Source organism: Georgenia sp. Z1344 (genome assembly GCF_057652375.1).
In genome coordinates, this window is record NZ_CM172728.1 from 3,283,705 (window position 1) to 3,300,604 (window position 16,900).

19 protein-coding genes and 1 other annotated feature are annotated in these 16,900 nt (G+C 69.6%); of the genes, 15 read left to right on the forward strand and 4 right to left on the reverse strand.

Features of this window, described 5'->3' with window-relative positions:
• Nucleotides 1–130: 130 nt before the first annotated feature.
• Nucleotides 131–601: a DUF305 domain-containing protein gene (locus AC24FB_RS14905; protein ID WP_425713422.1), complete on the reverse strand. Its 471-nt coding sequence runs from the start codon at nt 599–601 to the stop codon at nt 131–133.
• A 626-nt stretch (nt 602–1,227) separates the two neighbouring features.
• Between AC24FB_RS14905 and AC24FB_RS14910 the strand changes: the two genes are divergently transcribed.
• From AC24FB_RS14910 to AC24FB_RS14920, 3 genes are all read left to right on the forward strand, one after another.
• Nucleotides 1,228–1,836, forward strand: a complete 609-nt coding sequence (locus AC24FB_RS14910) for a TlpA family protein disulfide reductase (protein WP_425713423.1) — start codon at nt 1,228–1,230, stop codon at nt 1,834–1,836.
• A 5-nt stretch (nt 1,837–1,841) separates the two neighbouring features.
• The gene (locus AC24FB_RS14915) at nt 1,842–2,633 is read left to right on the forward strand and encodes a cytochrome c biogenesis CcdA family protein (RefSeq protein ID WP_425713498.1); all 792 of its coding nucleotides are present in this window, start codon (nt 1,842–1,844) and stop codon (nt 2,631–2,633) included.
• Nucleotides 2,634–2,810: 177 nt separating this feature from the next.
• Nucleotides 2,811–3,386 carry a CueP family metal-binding protein gene (locus AC24FB_RS14920; protein ID WP_425713424.1) on the forward strand — a complete coding sequence of 192 codons (576 nt, stop codon included), beginning with the start codon at nt 2,811–2,813 and terminating at the stop codon, nt 3,384–3,386.
• A gap of 36 nt (nt 3,387–3,422) precedes the next feature.
• On the opposite strand, the gene AC24FB_RS14925 is transcribed toward AC24FB_RS14920, so the two are convergent.
• Together AC24FB_RS14925 and AC24FB_RS14930 are read right to left on the reverse strand one after the other, a co-directional pair.
• A protein-coding gene (locus tag AC24FB_RS14925; RefSeq protein WP_425713425.1) for an IS3 family transposase occupies nt 3,423–4,681 on the reverse strand; the annotation gives its coding sequence in 2 pieces (ribosomal slippage) (nt 3,423–4,387 and nt 4,387–4,681; 1,260 coding nt in all).
• Nucleotides 4,266–4,397, reverse strand: a sequence feature (AL1L pseudoknot). (Overlaps the previous gene by 132 nt.)
• Nucleotides 4,682–4,704: 23 nt before the next feature.
• Nucleotides 4,705–5,214, reverse strand: a complete 510-nt coding sequence (locus AC24FB_RS14930) for a hypothetical protein (RefSeq protein WP_425713426.1) — start codon at nt 5,212–5,214, stop codon at nt 4,705–4,707.
• A gap of 298 nt (nt 5,215–5,512) precedes the next feature.
• Between AC24FB_RS14930 and AC24FB_RS14935 the strand changes: the two genes are divergently transcribed.
• From AC24FB_RS14935 to AC24FB_RS14950, 4 genes are all read left to right on the forward strand, one after another.
• Nucleotides 5,513–6,619: a DUF3644 domain-containing protein gene (locus tag AC24FB_RS14935; protein WP_425713427.1), complete on the forward strand. Its 1,107-nt coding sequence runs from the start codon at nt 5,513–5,515 to the stop codon at nt 6,617–6,619.
• 154 nt (nt 6,620–6,773) lie between these two features.
• Nucleotides 6,774–7,133: a Cd(II)/Pb(II)-sensing metalloregulatory transcriptional regulator CmtR gene (gene cmtR / locus AC24FB_RS14940; protein WP_425713428.1), complete on the forward strand. Its 360-nt coding sequence runs from the start codon at nt 6,774–6,776 to the stop codon at nt 7,131–7,133.
• Nucleotides 7,130–7,729, forward strand: a complete 600-nt coding sequence (locus tag AC24FB_RS14945) for a cadmium resistance transporter (RefSeq protein WP_425713429.1) — start codon at nt 7,130–7,132, stop codon at nt 7,727–7,729. Before cmtR ends, AC24FB_RS14945 begins: the two co-directional genes overlap by 4 nt.
• A 155-nt stretch (nt 7,730–7,884) precedes the next feature.
• On the forward strand, nt 7,885–9,285 hold the full coding sequence (locus AC24FB_RS14950) for a DUF418 domain-containing protein (RefSeq protein WP_425713430.1): 1,401 nt from the start codon (nt 7,885–7,887) through the stop codon (nt 9,283–9,285).
• A 26-nt stretch (nt 9,286–9,311) separates the two neighbouring features.
• On the opposite strand, the gene AC24FB_RS14955 is transcribed toward AC24FB_RS14950, so the two are convergent.
• Nucleotides 9,312–9,962, reverse strand: coding sequence for a DUF4126 domain-containing protein (locus tag AC24FB_RS14955; protein ID WP_425713431.1), 651 nt, complete (start codon nt 9,960–9,962; stop codon nt 9,312–9,314).
• Between the two features lie 92 nt (nt 9,963–10,054).
• Between AC24FB_RS14955 and AC24FB_RS14960 the strand changes: the two genes are divergently transcribed.
• From AC24FB_RS14960 to AC24FB_RS14995, 8 genes are all read left to right on the forward strand, one after another.
• Nucleotides 10,055–10,933, forward strand: a complete 879-nt coding sequence (locus AC24FB_RS14960; RefSeq protein ID WP_425713432.1) for a DUF881 domain-containing protein — start codon at nt 10,055–10,057, stop codon at nt 10,931–10,933.
• Nucleotides 10,933–11,265 (forward strand): small basic family protein, encoded by a 333-nt coding sequence (locus AC24FB_RS14965; protein ID WP_425713433.1) that lies wholly within the window; start codon nt 10,933–10,935, stop codon nt 11,263–11,265. Before AC24FB_RS14960 ends, AC24FB_RS14965 begins: the two co-directional genes overlap by 1 nt.
• The gene (locus tag AC24FB_RS14970) at nt 11,262–12,128 is read left to right on the forward strand and encodes a DUF881 domain-containing protein (RefSeq protein ID WP_425713434.1); all 867 of its coding nucleotides are present in this window, start codon (nt 11,262–11,264) and stop codon (nt 12,126–12,128) included. The genes AC24FB_RS14965 and AC24FB_RS14970 overlap by 4 nt, the downstream gene beginning before the upstream one ends.
• 148 nt (nt 12,129–12,276) lie before the next feature.
• Nucleotides 12,277–12,777 carry an FHA domain-containing protein gene (locus tag AC24FB_RS14975; RefSeq protein ID WP_425713435.1) on the forward strand — a complete coding sequence of 167 codons (501 nt, stop codon included), beginning with the start codon at nt 12,277–12,279 and terminating at the stop codon, nt 12,775–12,777.
• Nucleotides 12,774–13,598 (forward strand): transcriptional regulator FtsR, encoded by an 825-nt coding sequence (gene ftsR / locus AC24FB_RS14980; RefSeq protein ID WP_425713436.1) that lies wholly within the window; start codon nt 12,774–12,776, stop codon nt 13,596–13,598. The genes AC24FB_RS14975 and ftsR overlap by 4 nt, the downstream gene beginning before the upstream one ends.
• A gap of 75 nt (nt 13,599–13,673) precedes the next feature.
• Nucleotides 13,674–14,216: a bifunctional nuclease family protein gene (locus tag AC24FB_RS14985; protein ID WP_425713499.1), complete on the forward strand. Its 543-nt coding sequence runs from the start codon at nt 13,674–13,676 to the stop codon at nt 14,214–14,216.
• A gap of 380 nt (nt 14,217–14,596) precedes the next feature.
• A complete protein-coding gene (locus AC24FB_RS14990) occupies nt 14,597–15,115 on the forward strand; it encodes a MerR family transcriptional regulator (RefSeq protein ID WP_425713500.1) in 519 nt (172 codons plus the stop codon).
• A gap of 174 nt (nt 15,116–15,289) precedes the next feature.
• Complete coding sequence (locus AC24FB_RS14995) at nt 15,290–16,897, forward strand: DUF2510 domain-containing protein (RefSeq protein WP_425713437.1); 1,608 nt, start codon at nt 15,290–15,292, stop codon at nt 16,895–16,897.
• Nucleotides 16,898–16,900 lie beyond the last annotated feature (3 nt).

Sequence of the window (16,900 nt, forward strand, 5' to 3'; positions counted from 1 at the left end):
CCCTGACGCCGCGAGGCGGCCCCCGTACCGGGTGGGGGAATCGTGTGGCGGGGCTCTCGGCGCGTGGCCGTGCGGCTGGGTCTCAGCCTCGAGCGAGCCCTCATGAGTGCTGCCCCGGGTCCGTTGGGCATCAACGACTCTCGAGCATGTCTTCCATCTCGGTGATCTCCGCTTGCTGGTCGTCGATCATCGTCTGGGCGAGGGCGAGCGCTTCGGGGTTCTCTCCGTCGTCCAGTTCGGTCTCGGCCATGTCCACCGCGCCGCGATGGTGCGCGATCATCAGTTCCAGGAAGCGGAGTTCGAACTCGGCGTCCGGCACCGACTCCAGCTCGACCATGGCTTCCTCCTGGGTCAGCCCTTCCATCTCCATGCCGCCGTGGTCCATGCCGCCGTCACCGGCCGGAGAGGTCTCCTGTCCCCAGGCCTCCAGCCAGGAGGTCATCTGTGTGATTTCGGGCCCCTGGGCTGCGGCGATCCCTTCAGCGAGCGTGCGCACCTCCTCACTGGCGGCACGTTCCACCGCTACGTCAGCCATCTCGATAGCACCCTCGTGATGGACGATCATCATCTGGGCAAAGTTCACGTCTGCGTCGTTGTGCATCTCGGATACCTCCGGCTGCAGCGTGCTCTCTGTGGTTGTCTCCGAGCTATCGTCCCCGGCCGGGGCTGAAGTCGTTGCATCTTGGTCACCGCTGCCGCATGCGGCAAGCGTCAATGCCAGAACGGTTCCGCCCGCAACTGCCGTAAACCGAGTCCTCAATTTCATGGTTTCTTTCTCCAGATCAGTTCGAGTCGGGCGCCGGGTCAGCAGGACGGGCCGGCAAGAAGAGCACCTTCGGCCGGCCGGCTCATTAGATTTGCTGGCAGAGTTGCCCACCGCGTGCTCGACGCCGCGTCGACGTTAGCCGGGGACGAGCAGAGGTGAGGGTTGGATGCCAGTGTTTGCGGTGAATCTTCATCGATTCTTCATGGAGTCTCACCGGACGGGCGTCGTAGGTCGCCAACGTTCGGGCCAGGCCTATGGTGTGGCGTTGGAAGCGCGGGTCGAATTGACAACTTTCGCGCAGACCAGATGGGATCCAGCTCATCGGTAGCGATGCGCGAAAAAGACTTCTGAACAACACGCGTAGGAGAAGTTGTAGGACTATGAGGTCGGACGGTTCGATGACCCGCCTCGTGCAGGCAGTGGCACGTGAGCCCCAAAGGGCCCTTGAAAGGGTGAAAGGCGTGAATTCCAACAACAGGCGTCGAGGTCCGGTGGACCGGTGGTTTGTTGCGGCCCGCTTGGCATCGGTGATGGCACTGGCAGGCTGCGCCTCGGCACCCGGTGCCAACTCAGACCTCAGCATTGATACGGGTTACGTCTCGGGTGACGGTTCGCTGGAGCTGTGGGAACCCGAGCAGCGTGACGCTCCCATCGACCTGGTCGGGGTGACCTATGACGGTGCGGAGGTCGACGTGAACGACACGCGCGGTGAGGTGGTGGTGGTGAATTTCTGGTATGCCGCCTGCCCGCCGTGCCGGGCGGAAGCCGACGATCTGGGCGCGATCTACGAGGACTATGCCCCCCAGGGTGTAGAGATGCTGGGGATCAATCCGCGCGACGACGTCGCGACCGCTCAAGCCTTCGAGCGGACCTTCGAGGTTCCTTACCCCTCGGTGCACGACAGCGGAGCTGCCGCCGTCGCCGCCTTCCAGGGACTCGTGCCGCTCCAGGCCATGCCCACCACAGTGGTCCTGGACCAGCAGGGGCGCGTGGCCGCACGCGTCATGGGACAGATCGATCCGACCGTTCTGCGCGGCCTCATTGACGACACGCTCGCTGAGGAGGCGTGACAGCCATGGTCTGGGACCAACTCGGGGCCGCCTTCGCCGACACGGTTCTCACCGGGCCGATGCTCGCCGCACTCCCGGTCGCCTTGATCGCCGGCTTCATCTCCTTCGCCTCCCCCTGCGTGCTGCCCCTCCTGCCTGGCTACGTCGGCTACCTCAGCGGAATGGCCGGAGCGACGACACATGGCGGGCACGGCGGAGGGACGCAACGTACGAAGGTGCGCGACGGGCGACTGCTCACCGGTGCACTGCTCTTCGTCGCCGGTTTCACCGCTGTGTTCGTGCTGCTCGGCGTGGTGTTCGCCTGGCTCGGGATCCTGCTGGCCCCGTGGGTGGAGACGATCACGCGAATCCTTGGCGCGCTGGTCGTGCTCATGGGGCTGGCATTCATGGGGTACATCCCCATGCTGCAAAGCGACCGACGCCTACGCCTGGCCCCGCGTCAAGGCGTCTGGGGAGCCCCGCTGCTCGGCGTCGTCTTCGGGTTGGGCTGGGCGCCGTGCATGGGACCGACCTTGGCCGCCGTCCTGAGCTTGGCGTTCAGCGAAGCCGACCCCACCCGCGGCGGAATCCTCGTGCTGGCCTACAGCCTCGGCCTTGGCATCCCGTTTGTCGCTGGGGCGATGCTGCTGTCCCGCTCGCGCCGAGCGCTGGACGTCCTGCGCCGCCACCGCCGCCTCTTCCAACGGCTCGGCGGCGGCTTGCTCGTGCTCCTCGGGCTCGCCATGGTCACCGGGGTGTGGAGTTGGCTCTCGGGATACCTACAGGGCCTGGTCGCCAACTTTCAAACCCTGGTATGACCGGGCATCTCTTGTGCCGACACAGACTCTTCAGCACCCCCTGATGAAACATGACCGAGCCCGGGACGAAGTACCTAGATCCACCTGCGCAACGGTTGCCTACCGTGTGCCGGGCACCCGCCAGGTCATGGAGCCGTCCGGTCCGATCAGCCAGCACCGTCAGACAGGAGAAACAACGTGAAAAGACTTGCCGCAACGATCCCGGCGTTGGTACTGATACTGGCTGGCTGCTCGACCGCAGACACCAGCGACGAGCAGTCCGTGGAGGGCGCTGAAGGAGAGTTTCTCGCCGCCCACGGCCTGGACGGGATGGAAGTCCCGGAAATGATCGACCATCTCGACCGACTGGGCGGTCAAGAACGCCCCACCAGCTACATGGCATCCATCCGGTCCGAGGAACTGCTGTTCTCCGACGGCGAGCAGGACCTCGCCCTGGACATGCCTGACGACCTGTTTTACCTCTCCGTGGCCCCATACGTGAACCAGACGCACGACTGCTACTACCACAGTCTCACCACCTGCCAGGGGGAACTCACCGGCCAGGACATCCAGGTGCGGATCCTGGACCAAGCAAGCGGTGAAGAGCTCGTCAACGACGAGGTGACCACCTTCGACAACGGCTTCGCAGGCTTCTGGTTGCCGCGCGACGTCGAAGGAACCATCGAGATCACCTATGACGGCTTGACGGGTACGTCGGACTTCTCCACCGCCGACGACGGGGCCACGTGCCTCACAGACCTTCGGCTCGCCTGACCCTGAACCGCCCTGGATCTTCCGGAGGGTGGTTGGTTACGCGACCTCCGGTTCGGGGGTCACGGTCGTAGCCTGCCGGTGAGCGTGTTCGAACTCAACGGGTGGCAGCTGCCCGATTGAGGAGTGGAGGCGGTCGTGGTTGTACCAGTGGACCCAGCGGGCGACTTGCCACTCGACCTCGGCGTGGTTCTTCCAGGTCGGGCCGCCGTCGTTGATCGCCTCGGTCTTGAACAGTCCGATCGTCGACTCGCACAGCGCGTTGTCCAGTGCGTCGCCGACGGTGCCGATGGATCCGGCGATGCCGGCCTGGGCCAACTCGGCGGTCAGCGCCAGCGATACGTATTGCGACCCGGCATCGGAGTGGTGGACGAGCCGGCCGTGTTCCCAGTGGGCTCCGGCGCGGTGACGCACGTCGATCGCCTGACGTAGGGCGTCGGTGACCAGGAAGGTCCGCATGCTCGTTGCGACTCGCCAGCCCAGGATCCGGCGGGAGTAGACGTCCACGACGAAGGCGACGTAGACGAACCCGGTCAGCGTCCACACGTAGGAGAAGTCGGCCACCCACAGCTGGTCGGTCGCAGTAGGCACGTGCCAGCCGCGCTTGACCAGGTCGGGGTGACGTGGCGCCTGGGCCGACCGCCGAGTCGTGGTGGTGCGGTGTCGTCCCCGCACTGCGCCGGTGATCCCGGCGATGGCCATGAGCCGGGCGACCTGGTCGCGCCCAACATCGAAGCCGGCGCGGCGGGCGGCATGCCAGAGCTTGCGCACCCCGTACACGCCCCAGTTCTCCCGGTGCAGCGTCACCAGCGCGTTGACGAGGTAGGCCTCCTCCAACAGCGCCTGGCTCACAGGACGGGCTTTGTGGGCGTAGTAGGTGGACGGCGCGATCTTTATCCCGTGCACGGACAGCACGGCGCAGATCGGCTCGACGCCGAACCGGTCCCTGTAGGTGTCGATGTAGGCCACGATCACTTGAGTCGGCGGTCGAGCTCCGCCTGAGCGAAAAACGCTGACGCGGTCTTGAGGATCTCGTTCGCCCGCTCGAGTTCGGCCACGCGCTTCTTCAACGCGCGGACCTCCTCGGACTCACTCGAGCGAGTGGTCGCGGGCCGGGCGCCGCTGGCGTGCTCGGCCTCCTCGATCCAGTTCCGCAGCGTTGCGGGGTTCACGTCCAGGAGCGAGCCGACGTGCTTGCGGGCTCCCAGCTTCGACTCGGTGCCCTCGCCGAGCTTCTCGCGGTACATCCGCACCGCCCGCTCCCGGAACTCACCGTCGTATCTCCTCGGTGCTGACATGGGGATCAGTCTCCCTTGCTAGATCAGCACCCTCCAGGAGATCCAGGGCGGTTCAGATAGAGGACACACACCTCGGTCACAACCGGGAACTGACGGATCGTCTTGCCATTGACGTTCCCCGCGATGTGCGAAAGTCCCTTGTCCCAAATGATCGTTTGCACATAGTCCCAGCCTTGCCTGTCAAGCTCGGCGTGTACGGTCGCCCAACCGACCTCGGTGCCCCAGAACCAAAGCGTCGTGCCTGGCGTGGCTGCGTTCGACCACTCCTTGATGTGCTCTCGATACCAGTCCACCAGATCCGTGGCATCCACGGTGTCACCGTGGAATCCACGTACGCCGTACGCTCCATCGCTGATGATCGTGGTCGGCGTTGGCCACTGTGAGTATGCGTGCCTGACGTCGCCCTCGAAGAGGGAGAACGCGTCCGGGACCGGCGTTAACGCACCGCCGGTTGCGTCCTTGGTTGTGTCCGCGACCAACGCCAATGCGCCACGGGTCGTCGAGCCTTCGGACCTGCGGCGTCCTGACGGCATGCTCCCGCCCCTTCTCCATGAGGTGTTGTTCTCCTGCCTCGCATGCTATGGGCCACGCGGCAGGCGCGCGGGCAGGGTCCAGCCCGTGTCATACCCCTCGTCACCCCGCACTCCGGCGGTCCTCACGTCGTGCACTCAAGCGCTGTGCCTGGACGAGCTGCTTGACCCGACCCAAGTGTGAGGCGTGGTCGTGTGCCTCCCACTGTCGGCTTCACCATGAAAGTAGCCTCAGGATGTGATGGACAACTCCCTGCTGGACAGTGCTCGCCAGCATCGCCTATCAGTTCGGCCCTGATTCGTGCCCGCCCGCAAGACACGCCAGTACGTCGCCGCCGCTGTCGAGTCACTGACGCTCGCCATCGAACTCTTCAATCGACCGAGCCCTGCGGGCAGGGAGCACGCGACCGTGATGATGACAGCGCACGCTTTCGAGATGCTCTTGAAAGCTGCAATCTATGATGAGCGTCGAAAGGTCAGGTTCTCCGGGAGCGACCGCTCATTCGACCTCGGCAAGTGCGTGACCGTGGCCGAGACCTCCCTCGGCATCATCGACGCGGGAGATCGCGTGGTGCTGCTCGCCCTGAAGGAAGATCGGGACGCCGCCACCCATGACGTCATCTCCATGAGCGATGACGTGCTGTGGCTCCATCTTCGATCAGCGGTAACGATCTTCCGGAAGGTGCTCCTCGGTCTAACGGGTCAGGACCTCACCGATGTGATGCCCGGGCGAGTCCTCCCAGTCTCGGCGAGCCCTCCTACGGAGGTGGGCCTCGTTGTAGGGAAAGAATTCGAGCACATCGCAGAGCTCCTTCGTCCGGGCCGGCGGCGGACTGCAGATGCGCGGGCTCGGCTGCTCCCGCTGATGGCACTGGATCGAGCTGTTCGCGGGGAGACGGAGCCACCGACCGAGGCCGACGTCAGTCTAACTCTCCGTGCGGTCAAGGACCAAGAAAACTGGGAGGCCGTCTTTCCCGGTGTCGTCGGGCTGCGGCTCGTGGGAGGACCGCGTCCGTCAGACCAGGTCCAGGAAATTAGCTTGAAGATCGACCCCAAACGGGGCGATCTAGCCGCCCGCCCCGCGCAGGACGGAGAGGAGGCCATCGCTTACCGGGAGGTGGACACGTTCGACCGCTACTCACTCAAGTTGAGCAAGCTTGGAGAGAAACTGGGACTGACTCGGCACCAGGGGCTAGCGGTGATTCATGCTCTTGGCCTCCGGGCGGACGCCAAGTGCTACAGAGAGAAGCGGACTGCCAACGGTCATGTTCAGTTCCAAGGACTGAGCAACATCGCGCTAGAGCGTGCAAAGAAGGCGTTGGCCGACGGGCTGGACGTGGACCAGGCCGTGACTGATTACAACGCGCACATCGCCAGCAAGGCCAAGCCCGGCACGAATCGAAGATGAACGGGCCCGAGCCGGGGAATGTGCTCGGCGCGCCCTGCGAGGAGATTGTGGCTACGAACCACAGTGCGCTCCTGACGGGCGCTCACGGTCTGCCTAGAAAAGCTCGTTTACGGCACAGGGCTGCTGGTTCAGTCGATGCTGTATAGTTCAGCGCATGCTGACCATTGCTACTCGTCTGGACGCGATGAACCGGTTGGGCCGGGCACTGGCCGACCCAACACGGTCACGGCTCCTCATGACGTTGCTGGAACGGCCGGCCTATCCGGCAGAGCTGGCACGCGACCTCGGGCTGACGCGCTCGAACGTGTCGAACCATCTGGCGTGCCTGCGCGACTGCGGCATCGTGGTCGCCGAGCCCGAGGGCCGCCAGACACGTTACGAGATCGTCGACCCGCACCTGACGCGGGCACTCCGCGCGCTGGTCGAGGTCACCCTCGCGGTGAACGAGAACGCTCCCTGCATCGATCCTGCCTGCCCGGTTCCCGGGTGCGCCAACGCCGGGACTGACGCGTGATCCTGTCCTCGGTCCTGCAGGCGATCGGCCTGTTCATTGCCACCAACATCGACGACATCATCGTGCTCTCGCTGTTCTTCGCCCGTGGTGCGGGGCAACGCGGGACAACGGCCCGGATCACCGCAGGCCAGTACCTGGGCTTCGCGGGCATCCTGGGCGCCGCCGTACTCGTGTCGCTGGGCGCGGGAGCGTTTCTTCCCCGGGAAGCCATCCCGTACTTCGGGCTCATACCCCTGGCCCTGGGACTGTGGGCCGCGTGGCGGGCATGGCGCGGGGGCGATGACGACGACGACGATGCCAAGGTCGAGGGCAAGAACGTCGGTGTCTGGACCGTCGCCGCGGTCACCTTCGCCAACGGAGGAGACAACATCGGCGTCTACGTCCCGGTCTTCCTCAACGTGGGACCCGCGGCCGTGGTCGCCTACTGCGTCGTCTTCCTCCTGCTCGTCGCGGTCCTCGTGATGCTGGCCAAGTTCATCGCCACCCGCCGACCGATCGCCGAAGTCCTCGAACGCTGGGAACACGTCCTGTTCCCGATCGTCCTGATCGGCCTTGGCGTCGTCATCCTCGTCAGTGGAGGAGCCTTCGGTCTCTAAACGCGTCCTCCGGGACAGTGGCGTGATGGCCCCTTGCTTGATCGCACCGTCACCCAGCACCGACAGAACCCCGCCATATAAGTACCAAGACCACAGATGACCGCACCGGTCGACCCAGGTGTGGACGTGAGAGGACCTTCTGCGACGATTCCGTCATGGCCCAGCCCCTCGGCCCGACGCCGCTCGCCGAGCGGTCCCTCGCCCCGGACCTCGCTCGTGGCGCGATGCTCCTGCTCATCGCCCTCGCCAACGTCCGGGCGTTCGTCGACGTCCCGACCCAGGGCCTGAGGGGCTACCCGGACCCCGACGGGACCTCCGCTCTTGACGACGCCGTGGCACTGGTCCAGCTTCTCCTCGTCGACGGACGCGCCTACCCTCTGTTCGGCCTGCTCTTCGGGTACGGCGTCTGGCAGCTGGCCTCTCGCCGTCTCGACCGGGGCTGGAGCGCCGACGCCGTCGTCTCGATCCTTCGGCGTCGGTCCGTCCTGCTCCTGGCCGTCGGCGCCGTGCACGGGATCCTCTTCTTCCCCGGGGAGATCATCGCGGCGTACGGCGTCCTCCTGCTCCTGTTGCCAGGAGCGATGGTGCGTGGCCGCGACCAGGCGCTCGTGGCGTGGTCGGCGATCGGCGGCATCGTCATCCTTCTGCTCCTTGCGGGTGCCGGGACGTTCGTCGGCCAGGTCGCGCCGATGACGACGAGCTGGGGGACCGCTGTCACCGAGCACCTCACCGCCTGGCCGCCGGGGGGCGTCCTGTCCAACGCTCTCGGCGTGAGCGTGACCGTGCCGCTCGGTGTCCTCGCCGCCCGGCACGGACTGCTCGACCGCCCGGACGAGCACCGCGGCCCCCTGGCCCGGTGCGCCGTCGTCGGCCTCGGTGCCGCGATCGTGCTGGGCGCCTGGTACGCCCTCGTCGCGGCCGGTGCACTCCCGGCTCCGTCGCCGGCCGTGGCGCCGGTGATGGCCCTGCTCCACGGCGTCGGTGGCTACGCGGGCGGCATCGGGTACGCGGCGCTGTTCGGTCTCCTCGCGGCGGGTCGGTCCGAACGCGCGCGAGACGGTCACGCACGAGCCAGTCACACGCGCGACGACCACACGCGCGTCGCCCGCGCACGAGACGACCACACGCGAGCGAGCCACGCGCGAGCGAGCCACGCGCGACACGACCGCCGACGCGACGGGCACGCGTCCGGCATGATCAGGTCGCTGGGCCGGATGTCGATGAGCGGGTACCTGCTGCAGACGGCGGTGTTCGTCGTCGTGCTCGTCCCGTGGGGTCCGATCGCACTCGGACGTGACATCTCCACGATGTCTGCCGCGCTGGTGGCCGTGGGCGCGTGGGTGCTCGGCCTCGTCGTCGCGGTGGCGCTCGGACCGACCGGCCGGCGCGGACCGTTCGAGGCGGTCGTGCGGTGGTGGACCTACCGGGGCGCGGGCGGGCGCGCGTCGAGGCGGCGGGTGACAGGCGAGGGACCTGGTGGCCTGGGTTCGAGCGGTCGTCGGTCGAGCGACGACGGATCCGGTAGCCAGCGGTCGACCGATCGCAGATCGGGCTAGCGCCGCTCGACCGAACGTGGGTCGGGCTAGCGCGGATCGACCTCGACGCTCGGCACGTCGATCACCTCGGGTCCACCCGCGGGGTCGGCAGATCGGCGGGCACGACGGCGTCGGCCGTAGCGCCGCACGGCCAGCACCCCGAGCACCAGCACGACGACGACGAGCACCCCCACCGCGACAGGCAGGAGGATCGCCGAGGCCACGAGAGCGAGCGAGGTGGCGTCCTCGGCCGTCGACGCCACCGGTGCCGCCGCCCCGGCGGTGCCGACGTTGAGCAGTGGCCGGGACAGCGACTTGCCGCCGTGCACGATCAGCGCGAGAAGGACTCCGGCGGCGATCGGCACCCACGCACCGCCCTCCGCGAGCCGGGCCGGGTCCTCGATCGCGGGCGTCACGCTCCCGACGCCCGCGCTGAACGCGATCCCGCCGGAGGTCGGTCGGACGACGGTCTGCAGCACGTCGTTGACCGAGTCGACGGCAGGGATCTTGTCGGCGACCTCCTCGATGACGAGGAGCGCGCCGAGGACGAGGAGCGCCGGCCAGCTCTCGAGCCACGCCCATCCGTCGGGCAGCGTGAGCAGGTCGGTGAACCGGCCGAGGACGCCGAGGGCGACGAGCGGGATGTAGGCGTTGAGGCCCGCGGCGAGCGCGAGCCCCGACGCCGCGAGGAGCTCCATCCGCCAAGGGTGCCAGCGGCACGGCCCGGTGGCGCGGCGACACGGCGGCGCGGTGCGGCGGCCCTGGAGACCTGCACACCTACAGTGACCGCATGGCGAAGGGGAACGAGGGTCGTCGGCAGGAGCCGCGCCCCAGGTCGTGGGAGTCCCCTCTCCGGGCGCTCATCGATCACCCGCTCGACGCCGGGTACGCCGCCGCGTCGGAACGCCGCGAGCGGGAGGGCACCGGCCGGCCGCCCGCGCTCCGTGCAGCCACCTGGGGAACGGTGCTGGCGCTCGGCGTCGGGCTCGTCGTCGCCGGACGCGAGCTCGCCGTGCCGGAGGAGGGGCGGGACCCCGTGCGCGCCGAGCTCGCCGCGCAGATCCAGGGTGCCGAGGAGGCGGCGGACGCCCTGGCGCGGGGCAACGAGGAGCTCGCGTCCGAGGTCGAGCTGCTGCGCGAGGACGTGGTGGCCGACGCCCCGTCCGAGCTGGGGGAGGCCGCGCGGGCGGCGCTCGATGGCTCGGCCCAGTACGCCCTCGAAGGACCTGCGCTGCAGATCGTGCTGTCCGACTCCGAGGACTCGGCCTCCGGTGTCCCTGGGGCCGACGACGGGCGAGTGCGCGACACCGACATCCAGGCCGTGGTCAACGGGTTGTGGGCAGCCGGTGCGGAGGGGGTCGGCGTCGACGGACGCAGGCTCGCCTCGACGACCGCCGTGCGCGCCGCCGGTCGCGCGATCCTCGTCAACCTCGAGGCGACGAGCTCGCCGTACGAGATCGTCGCGCTCGGGGACCCGGGCGAGCTGCGCGAGGCCCTGGACGCGGGAACCGCCGGTAGCCACCTGAACGAGCTGGCCGACCGCTACGACATCGGCGTCAGCTACGCGGAACTCGAGTCGGCGACCCTGCCGGCGGTCGCCCCGCGGTCCACGAGCTTCGCGGTCCCGATCGGGGCGGCGGACATCACGTCGGACGAGGGGGACCGGTAGTGCTCGCCATCGTCGGACTCGCGATCGGCATCGTGATCGGCCTCGTCCTCGACCCCACGGTCCCCACCTGGCTCGTGCCCTACCTGCCGATCGCAGTCGTCGCAGCGATGGACGCGCTCCTCGGCGGTCTGCGGGCCCGCCTCCAGGGCGTCTTCGACGACCAGGTCTTCATCACCTCGTTCCTGTTCAACACCGTCGTGGCCGCGTTCCTCGTGTACGTCGGCGACCAGCTCGGCGTCGGGGGACAGATGACGACCGCGATCGTCGTCGTCCTCGGGATCCGGATCTTCTCCAACGTGGCGGCGATCAGACGCCACATCTTCAAGGCGTGACCGGCGTGCGGGACGACGACCCGGCGGGCCGCGCGGAGGACGTGGCGCCCGACGACGCCGCCGTCCCCGAGGACGACCGGATCCCCGACGACGGGTCAGACGACGCCGCCGTCCCCGAGGACGACCGGCTCCCCGAGGACGGGTCCGACGACGACGAACGTCCCGACTCCCGTGCCCGACCGTGGTGGCAGGGCCGGGCGTCGGACCTGCTCGTGGTGGTCCTGTGCGCGCTGCTCGGCGTCGCGCTCGTGGCACAGGTCCGGCACACGCAGGAGGACCCGCTCGCCGCCCTGCGTCAGGACGACCTCGTCCGTCTGCTCGACGATCTCGACCGGCGGAACATCGACCTCGTGGAGGAGCAGGACCGGCTGCAGGAGGAGCTGGACGGGCTGCGGTCGGCGGCGGACTCGTCCCAGGCGGCCGCCGACGCCGCGGCGGAGCTCGCCGGGACGCAGGGGGTGCTCGCCGGAACTGTCCCTGCGGCGGGACCGGGTGTCGAGATCACGGTGACGGACCCGGGCGACGCGATGCGCGGGCAGACGATGGTGACGATGATCCAGGAGCTGCGGAACGCGGGCGCGGAGGCGATCGAGATCGGCGGGGTGCGGCTGACGGCCACCTCGTACGTGATCCGGTCGACCGGCGGTCTTGTCGTCGACGGGACGACGATCTCCTCGCCGTACGTGCTACGTGCGATCGGCGATCCCCAGACGATGCAGGTCGCGCTCGAGATCCCGGGCGGCGCGCTCTCGACGGTCCGCGGGCGCGGTGCCACGGTCTCGCTGATCGAGCAGGCCCACGTCGAGATCCGGTCCGTTGCCGAGCCGCGTGACCTCGAGCACTCTCGGGTCGTCGAGGACTGACCGTTGCCGCTCCGGCGCGGCCGCCGTCGCCGTAGCCCCTGATCAGGCCTTGTGACCACTGTGACACGGAAGGTCACGATCGGACTACGATGGTGGGACGGCCCCGCGACCTGCGGGCCGCACGCACCCCGCCGAAGGAGGCACCGCGATGTCTACCCCTCCGCCTCCCGCACCCGAGCCGTGGGACGACCCCAGGCTGCGCACGGAGGAGGACGGCGCGAGCGCCGACTCCACCGCGCGGTTCGGCGTCATCGACGAGCAGGCGAGCAGCCACTCGCTCCCCGGCCTGTCGCCCGAGGAGTCCAAGGCGGTCGCTGCACTCCCCGCCGGCAGCGCCCTGATGATCGTCCAGCACGGCCCGAACTCCGGCGCGCGGTTCCTGCTCGACGCCGCCAGCACGACGGTCGGGCGTCACCCGCGGTCGGACATCTTCCTCGACGACGTCACCGTGTCCCGGCACCACTGCGAGTTCCTCAGTCGTGACGGCGGGTTCGACGTCCGCGACATCGGCTCGCTCAACGGCACCTACGTCAACCGGACCCGGATCGACGCGGTGCGGCTGCGCGCGGGCGACGAGGTGCAGGTCGGCAAGTACCGGCTGACGTACCACCCGAGCCAGGTCCGCGGCGAGGAGGCCCGCGAGGCGTGAGCGCCGCGCGATCCCGCTCCTCCCGGTTCGAGCCGGCGGACCTCTCCGACGACCCCGCCCGCCCGGACGGGGCGACCGGTGCCGACGGCGCGGGCTCCGGGACGACCGGCTCGGCGGGGGAGTCGTGGCCCCCGGGCGTGAGCCGGACCCCGGTCATGGCGATCGGGCAGGTCGTGGCGATCCTCCAGGACGAGTTCCCCGCGATGACGCTGTCGAAGCTGCGCTACCTCGAGGAGCAGGACCTCGTCCGGCCGCACCGCGCTCCGTCGGGCTACCGCAAGTACTCCCGCGCCGACGTCGAGCGGCTCCGGTTCGCGCTTGCCGCGCAGCGGGACGCGTTCCTTCCGCTGCGCGTGATCCGCGACCAGCTCGACGACCTGGACGCCGGTCGCGGTGTCCAGGACCCCGTCCTCGCACGGATCGTCGCCCGCGACGGGCAGGTCGTCGCGCCCGCCGCCACCTCGCGGCTGACCTCGACGGAGCTGGCGGACGCGACGGGGGCGAGCGTGGCCGACGTCGAGGGCCTCGCGGAGGCGGGCCTCGTCCCGGTGGACGCGCGGGGCCGGCACCCCGGCGCCGCGGTGCCGGTCGTCGTCGCGGCGGCCGCGCTCGGCAGGCTCGGGGTCGACCCCCGTCACCTGCGCACGGTCCGGCAGGCGGCCGAGCGTGAGGCCGGGACGATCGCCGCGGCACTGGCGCCGCTGCGGGCGGGACGGTCCGGGGCCGACCTCGAACGGGCGAACGCGCGTGCCCGCGAGATGGGTGAGCTCTACGCGCAGCTGCACACCGAGCTGCTCAGGAGAGCGATCTCCGAGCTCTGACGCCCCGCGGACGTGCAGTCCGACGGGAACCCGATACTGCGGGTCCCGGTCCAATAGGCTCGGCACGTGCACGAGATGGAGGTCCAGGGCGTCGAGGTGACGCTCGACGGTGCCCGCGTGGTGCTCCTGCTCAAGGATCCGTCGAGCGGCCGGGTGCTCCCCATCGTCGTCGGGGCCCGTGAGGGTGCGGCCATCGCATCGGTCCAGGCGGGGCTCGTGCCGCCGCGCCCCCTCACGCACGACCTCATGCTCTCGGCGATCCGCACGCTCGGTTCGGAGGTCGTCGCGGTCGTCATCACGGCCCAGCTCGACGGCGTGTTCTACGCCGAGCTCGTGCTGTCGACGGGCGAGACGATCGACTGCCGTCCCTCCGACGGCGTCGCGCTCGCGCTGCGCGCGGGTGCTCCCATCAGGTGCGTGCCGGAGCTCCTGCCCGACCTGGGTGCCGTCCAGGTCGGCCCCGGTGCCGGTGCGGGTACGGCGTCGGGCATCGGTGGTCGCGACAAGGTGGGTCGGGGGACCGACGGCGCCGCGATCGAGGACGCGGTCGCCGAGCTGCGCCGCGAGCTCGAGGGGCTGGGGCCCGACGACTTCGGCGCGCCCGATCCGTCCGCCTGAGCGCCGACCCGTCCGACGTGTGGGCGCGCGCCCGACCGGACGGACGTGCCGTTGACCGGGTGGGCCCACCCCCGACCGGGTGGGCGCTCCCCGGACGGATGGACGTGCCCCTGGCCGGTGAGGGAGCACCTGGGCGGCGACCGCGATGTCGACGACATGCACGACGTCGACACACCACCAGTCACAGCAGTCACATCCGACGCCGACGCTAAACTGGTGTGCGACCCGCCGACAGGCGTCGTTGACCCGGGTCGGCCCGCGTCCTAGCGTGACGGTGTCACCGGGACCCCGCCCCGGTCCCGCCACGAGAAACGGAGCCCACCGTGAGCCCCACGGAAGCCACCGGCGCGCACGCGCGCGGACCGCAGCTTGCCCAGGGCATGTTGTTCGGTGAGACCCTCCCGGACATCGACCAGGACACGGGCTACCGCGGCCCGACCGCCTCCCGCGCGGCCGGCATCACCTACCGGCAGCTCGACTACTGGGCGCGGACGGGGCTCGTCGAGCCGTCGGTGCGTGGGGCGCAGGGCTCGGGCAGCCAGCGGCTGTACAGCTTCCGGGACATCCTCGTGCTCAAGGTGGTCAAGCGCCTCCTCGACTCGGGCGTCTCCCTCCCGCAGATCCGCGTGGCGATCGGGCACCTCAAGGAGCGCGGCGTCGAGGACCTCGCGGGCATCACGCTCATGTCCGACGGTGCGTCGGTCTACGAGTGCACCTCCGACGACGAGGTGATCGACCTCGTTCAGGGTGGGCAGGGAGTCTTCGGGATTGCCGTGAGTCGCGTGTGGCGCGAGGTCGAGGGAAGCCTCGCCGAGCTGCCGACCGAGCGCGCGGAGGCCGAGGACGCGCCGGACGAGCTCGCGCGGCGTCGCGCGGCCCGTGCCCGGCAGGTCGGCTGACTCCTCTCCGACTCGTCTGCTGAGCAGGTGACCCGCAGGGCGGAACCCGTTCCCCGGACGACCGGACGCGCGGGGCACGGTTCGTGGACCAGGACCGACGGCGGGGGAGACCTCCCCGGACGGCATCCCCGGGAGTGACCGAAACGTGATCATTGCACCACTACAGTGCCCTTCATGAGCGTTGCCCCCGGGTGGTACACCGACCCCCACGACGAAGCCAGGATCAGGTACTGGGACGGTTCCATCTGGACCGAGCAGTCGGCCGGGCGAGGTGCGCGACCCGACGACGGGTCCGTGCCCTCCGGCTCCGAGGCCGCGACCGGCGTACTTCCCGCTCAGGGCGGAGGCGAGGCCGGCGTACCGGACGGACACGCACAGGCGGGCGCCTTCGGTGGCCAGCAGGCGGGCGCCGGGTACGGGGCCGGCAGTCCGACGGCCGGTTCGCCCGGTGCCGCTGCCGGATACGGACCGGCGGGTGCGTACGGCGGTCAGCAGGCGGGCGCCGGGTACGGCGCGGGTAGTCCGACGGCGGGCTCGCCCGGTGCCGCTGCCGGATACGGACCGGCGGGTGCGTACGGCGGTCAGCAGGCGGGCGCCGGGTACGGCGCGGGTAGTCCGACGGCGGGCTCGCCCGGTGCTGCTCCCGGATACGGACCGGCGGGTGCGTACGGCGGCCAGCAGGCGGCCGCAGGGTACGGGGCCGGAGCGCCTGGTGGCCTGGGTGGGCCCGGCGGCTACGGCCCGGGTGGCCCCGGCGAACCTGGTGGACCGGGTGGCCCGGCGAACGGTGGGTCCGACGGCAACCGGCGCAGCCCGGCGCTCATCGCCCTGCTCGCGATCCTCGGCGTCGCGATCGTCGGCGTCGGCGGGTACTTCGTGTGGGACGCCGTCGCGGGCGAGGACGACACCGCGTCCGAGACCACCGCGCCTCCCTCCGACGCCCAGCCGAGCACCCCGGGGCCGACGACGGAGCCGGCGAGCAGCGAGGCCCCGACCACGGAGGAGCCCACCACCGAGGAGCCCACGACCGAGGAGCCCACCACCGAGGAGCCCACCACCGAGGAGCCGACGACCGAGGAGCCCTCGGTCGCGCCCGGTGAGTTCGTCGGCAACGACGAGAGCGGAGCAGCCGTCTTCGTCGACCCTGACGGCGAGGGGCTCGGTACCCGCTTCGAGTCGGCGATCGACGCCGACGGGGCCGCCACCGTCACGCTCCGCGTCGACGAGCGCGCCGCCGTCATCATCGGCGGGCACTCTCCGGACGGAGAGGACCTCCGCTTCCAGATCACGGGCGAGGGTGTCGACGAGACGCTCGACGACTCGCAGTCCCTCATGCCCGTCTTCGGTTTCCGCCAGGAGCATCTCGACCCGGCAGACGCCCGCGTCCTCGACCCTGGTGACTACCAGATCACGATCGACGAGTACGGCGGCGACCCGTCGCAGATCATCATGGAGGCGCACTCCGGCACGCTCGTCGTCGGTGTCCCGTCCGACACGCCCGTGACGATCGAGGACGGTCGTCCGTCGGTCTTCATCCTCCACGTGGGCGCGGAGACCCCGCTGCGGGCGGGCGTCCACGGCGACGAGGACACGATGATCCACGTCGTCGACCCCGAGCTGTTCGTCCATGAGAACGACGACGCGCCCCCGGAGCACGAGCCTAGGAACCCGCTGGACGCGTCCGTGGACATCGAGTCGGTCCCGGTGGGTGACAGCGTCATCGTCGCCAGCACGTTCTGGGGCGACGCGACCGACGCCGTCGTGCACATCGAGCCGCGCTGAGCG

Excerpts from the sequence above, each read along its gene's own strand:
- AC24FB_RS14950 (WP_425713430.1), top strand. The coding sequence starts at position 7,885 with ATGGCCCAGCCCCTCGGCCCGACGCCGCTCGCCGAGCGGTCCCTCGCC.
- AC24FB_RS14985 (WP_425713499.1), top strand. The coding sequence starts at position 13,674 with ATGGAGGTCCAGGGCGTCGAGGTGACGCTCGACGGTGCCCGCGTGGTG.
- AC24FB_RS14930 (WP_425713426.1), bottom strand. The coding sequence starts at position 5,214 with ATGCCGTCAGGACGCCGCAGGTCCGAAGGCTCGACGACCCGTGGCGCA.
- AC24FB_RS14995 (WP_425713437.1), top strand. The coding sequence starts at position 15,290 with ATGAGCGTTGCCCCCGGGTGGTACACCGACCCCCACGACGAAGCCAGG.
- AC24FB_RS14975 (WP_425713435.1), top strand. The coding sequence starts at position 12,277 with ATGTCTACCCCTCCGCCTCCCGCACCCGAGCCGTGGGACGACCCCAGG.
- AC24FB_RS14990 (WP_425713500.1), top strand. The coding sequence starts at position 14,597 with ATGTTGTTCGGTGAGACCCTCCCGGACATCGACCAGGACACGGGCTAC.
- AC24FB_RS14915 (WP_425713498.1), top strand. The coding sequence starts at position 1,842 with ATGGTCTGGGACCAACTCGGGGCCGCCTTCGCCGACACGGTTCTCACC.
- cmtR (WP_425713428.1), top strand. The coding sequence starts at position 6,774 with ATGCTGACCATTGCTACTCGTCTGGACGCGATGAACCGGTTGGGCCGG.
- AC24FB_RS14955 (WP_425713431.1), bottom strand. The coding sequence starts at position 9,962 with ATGGAGCTCCTCGCGGCGTCGGGGCTCGCGCTCGCCGCGGGCCTCAAC.
- AC24FB_RS14960 (WP_425713432.1), top strand. The coding sequence starts at position 10,055 with ATGGCGAAGGGGAACGAGGGTCGTCGGCAGGAGCCGCGCCCCAGGTCG.
- AC24FB_RS14905 (WP_425713422.1), bottom strand. The coding sequence starts at position 601 with ATGCACAACGACGCAGACGTGAACTTTGCCCAGATGATGATCGTCCAT.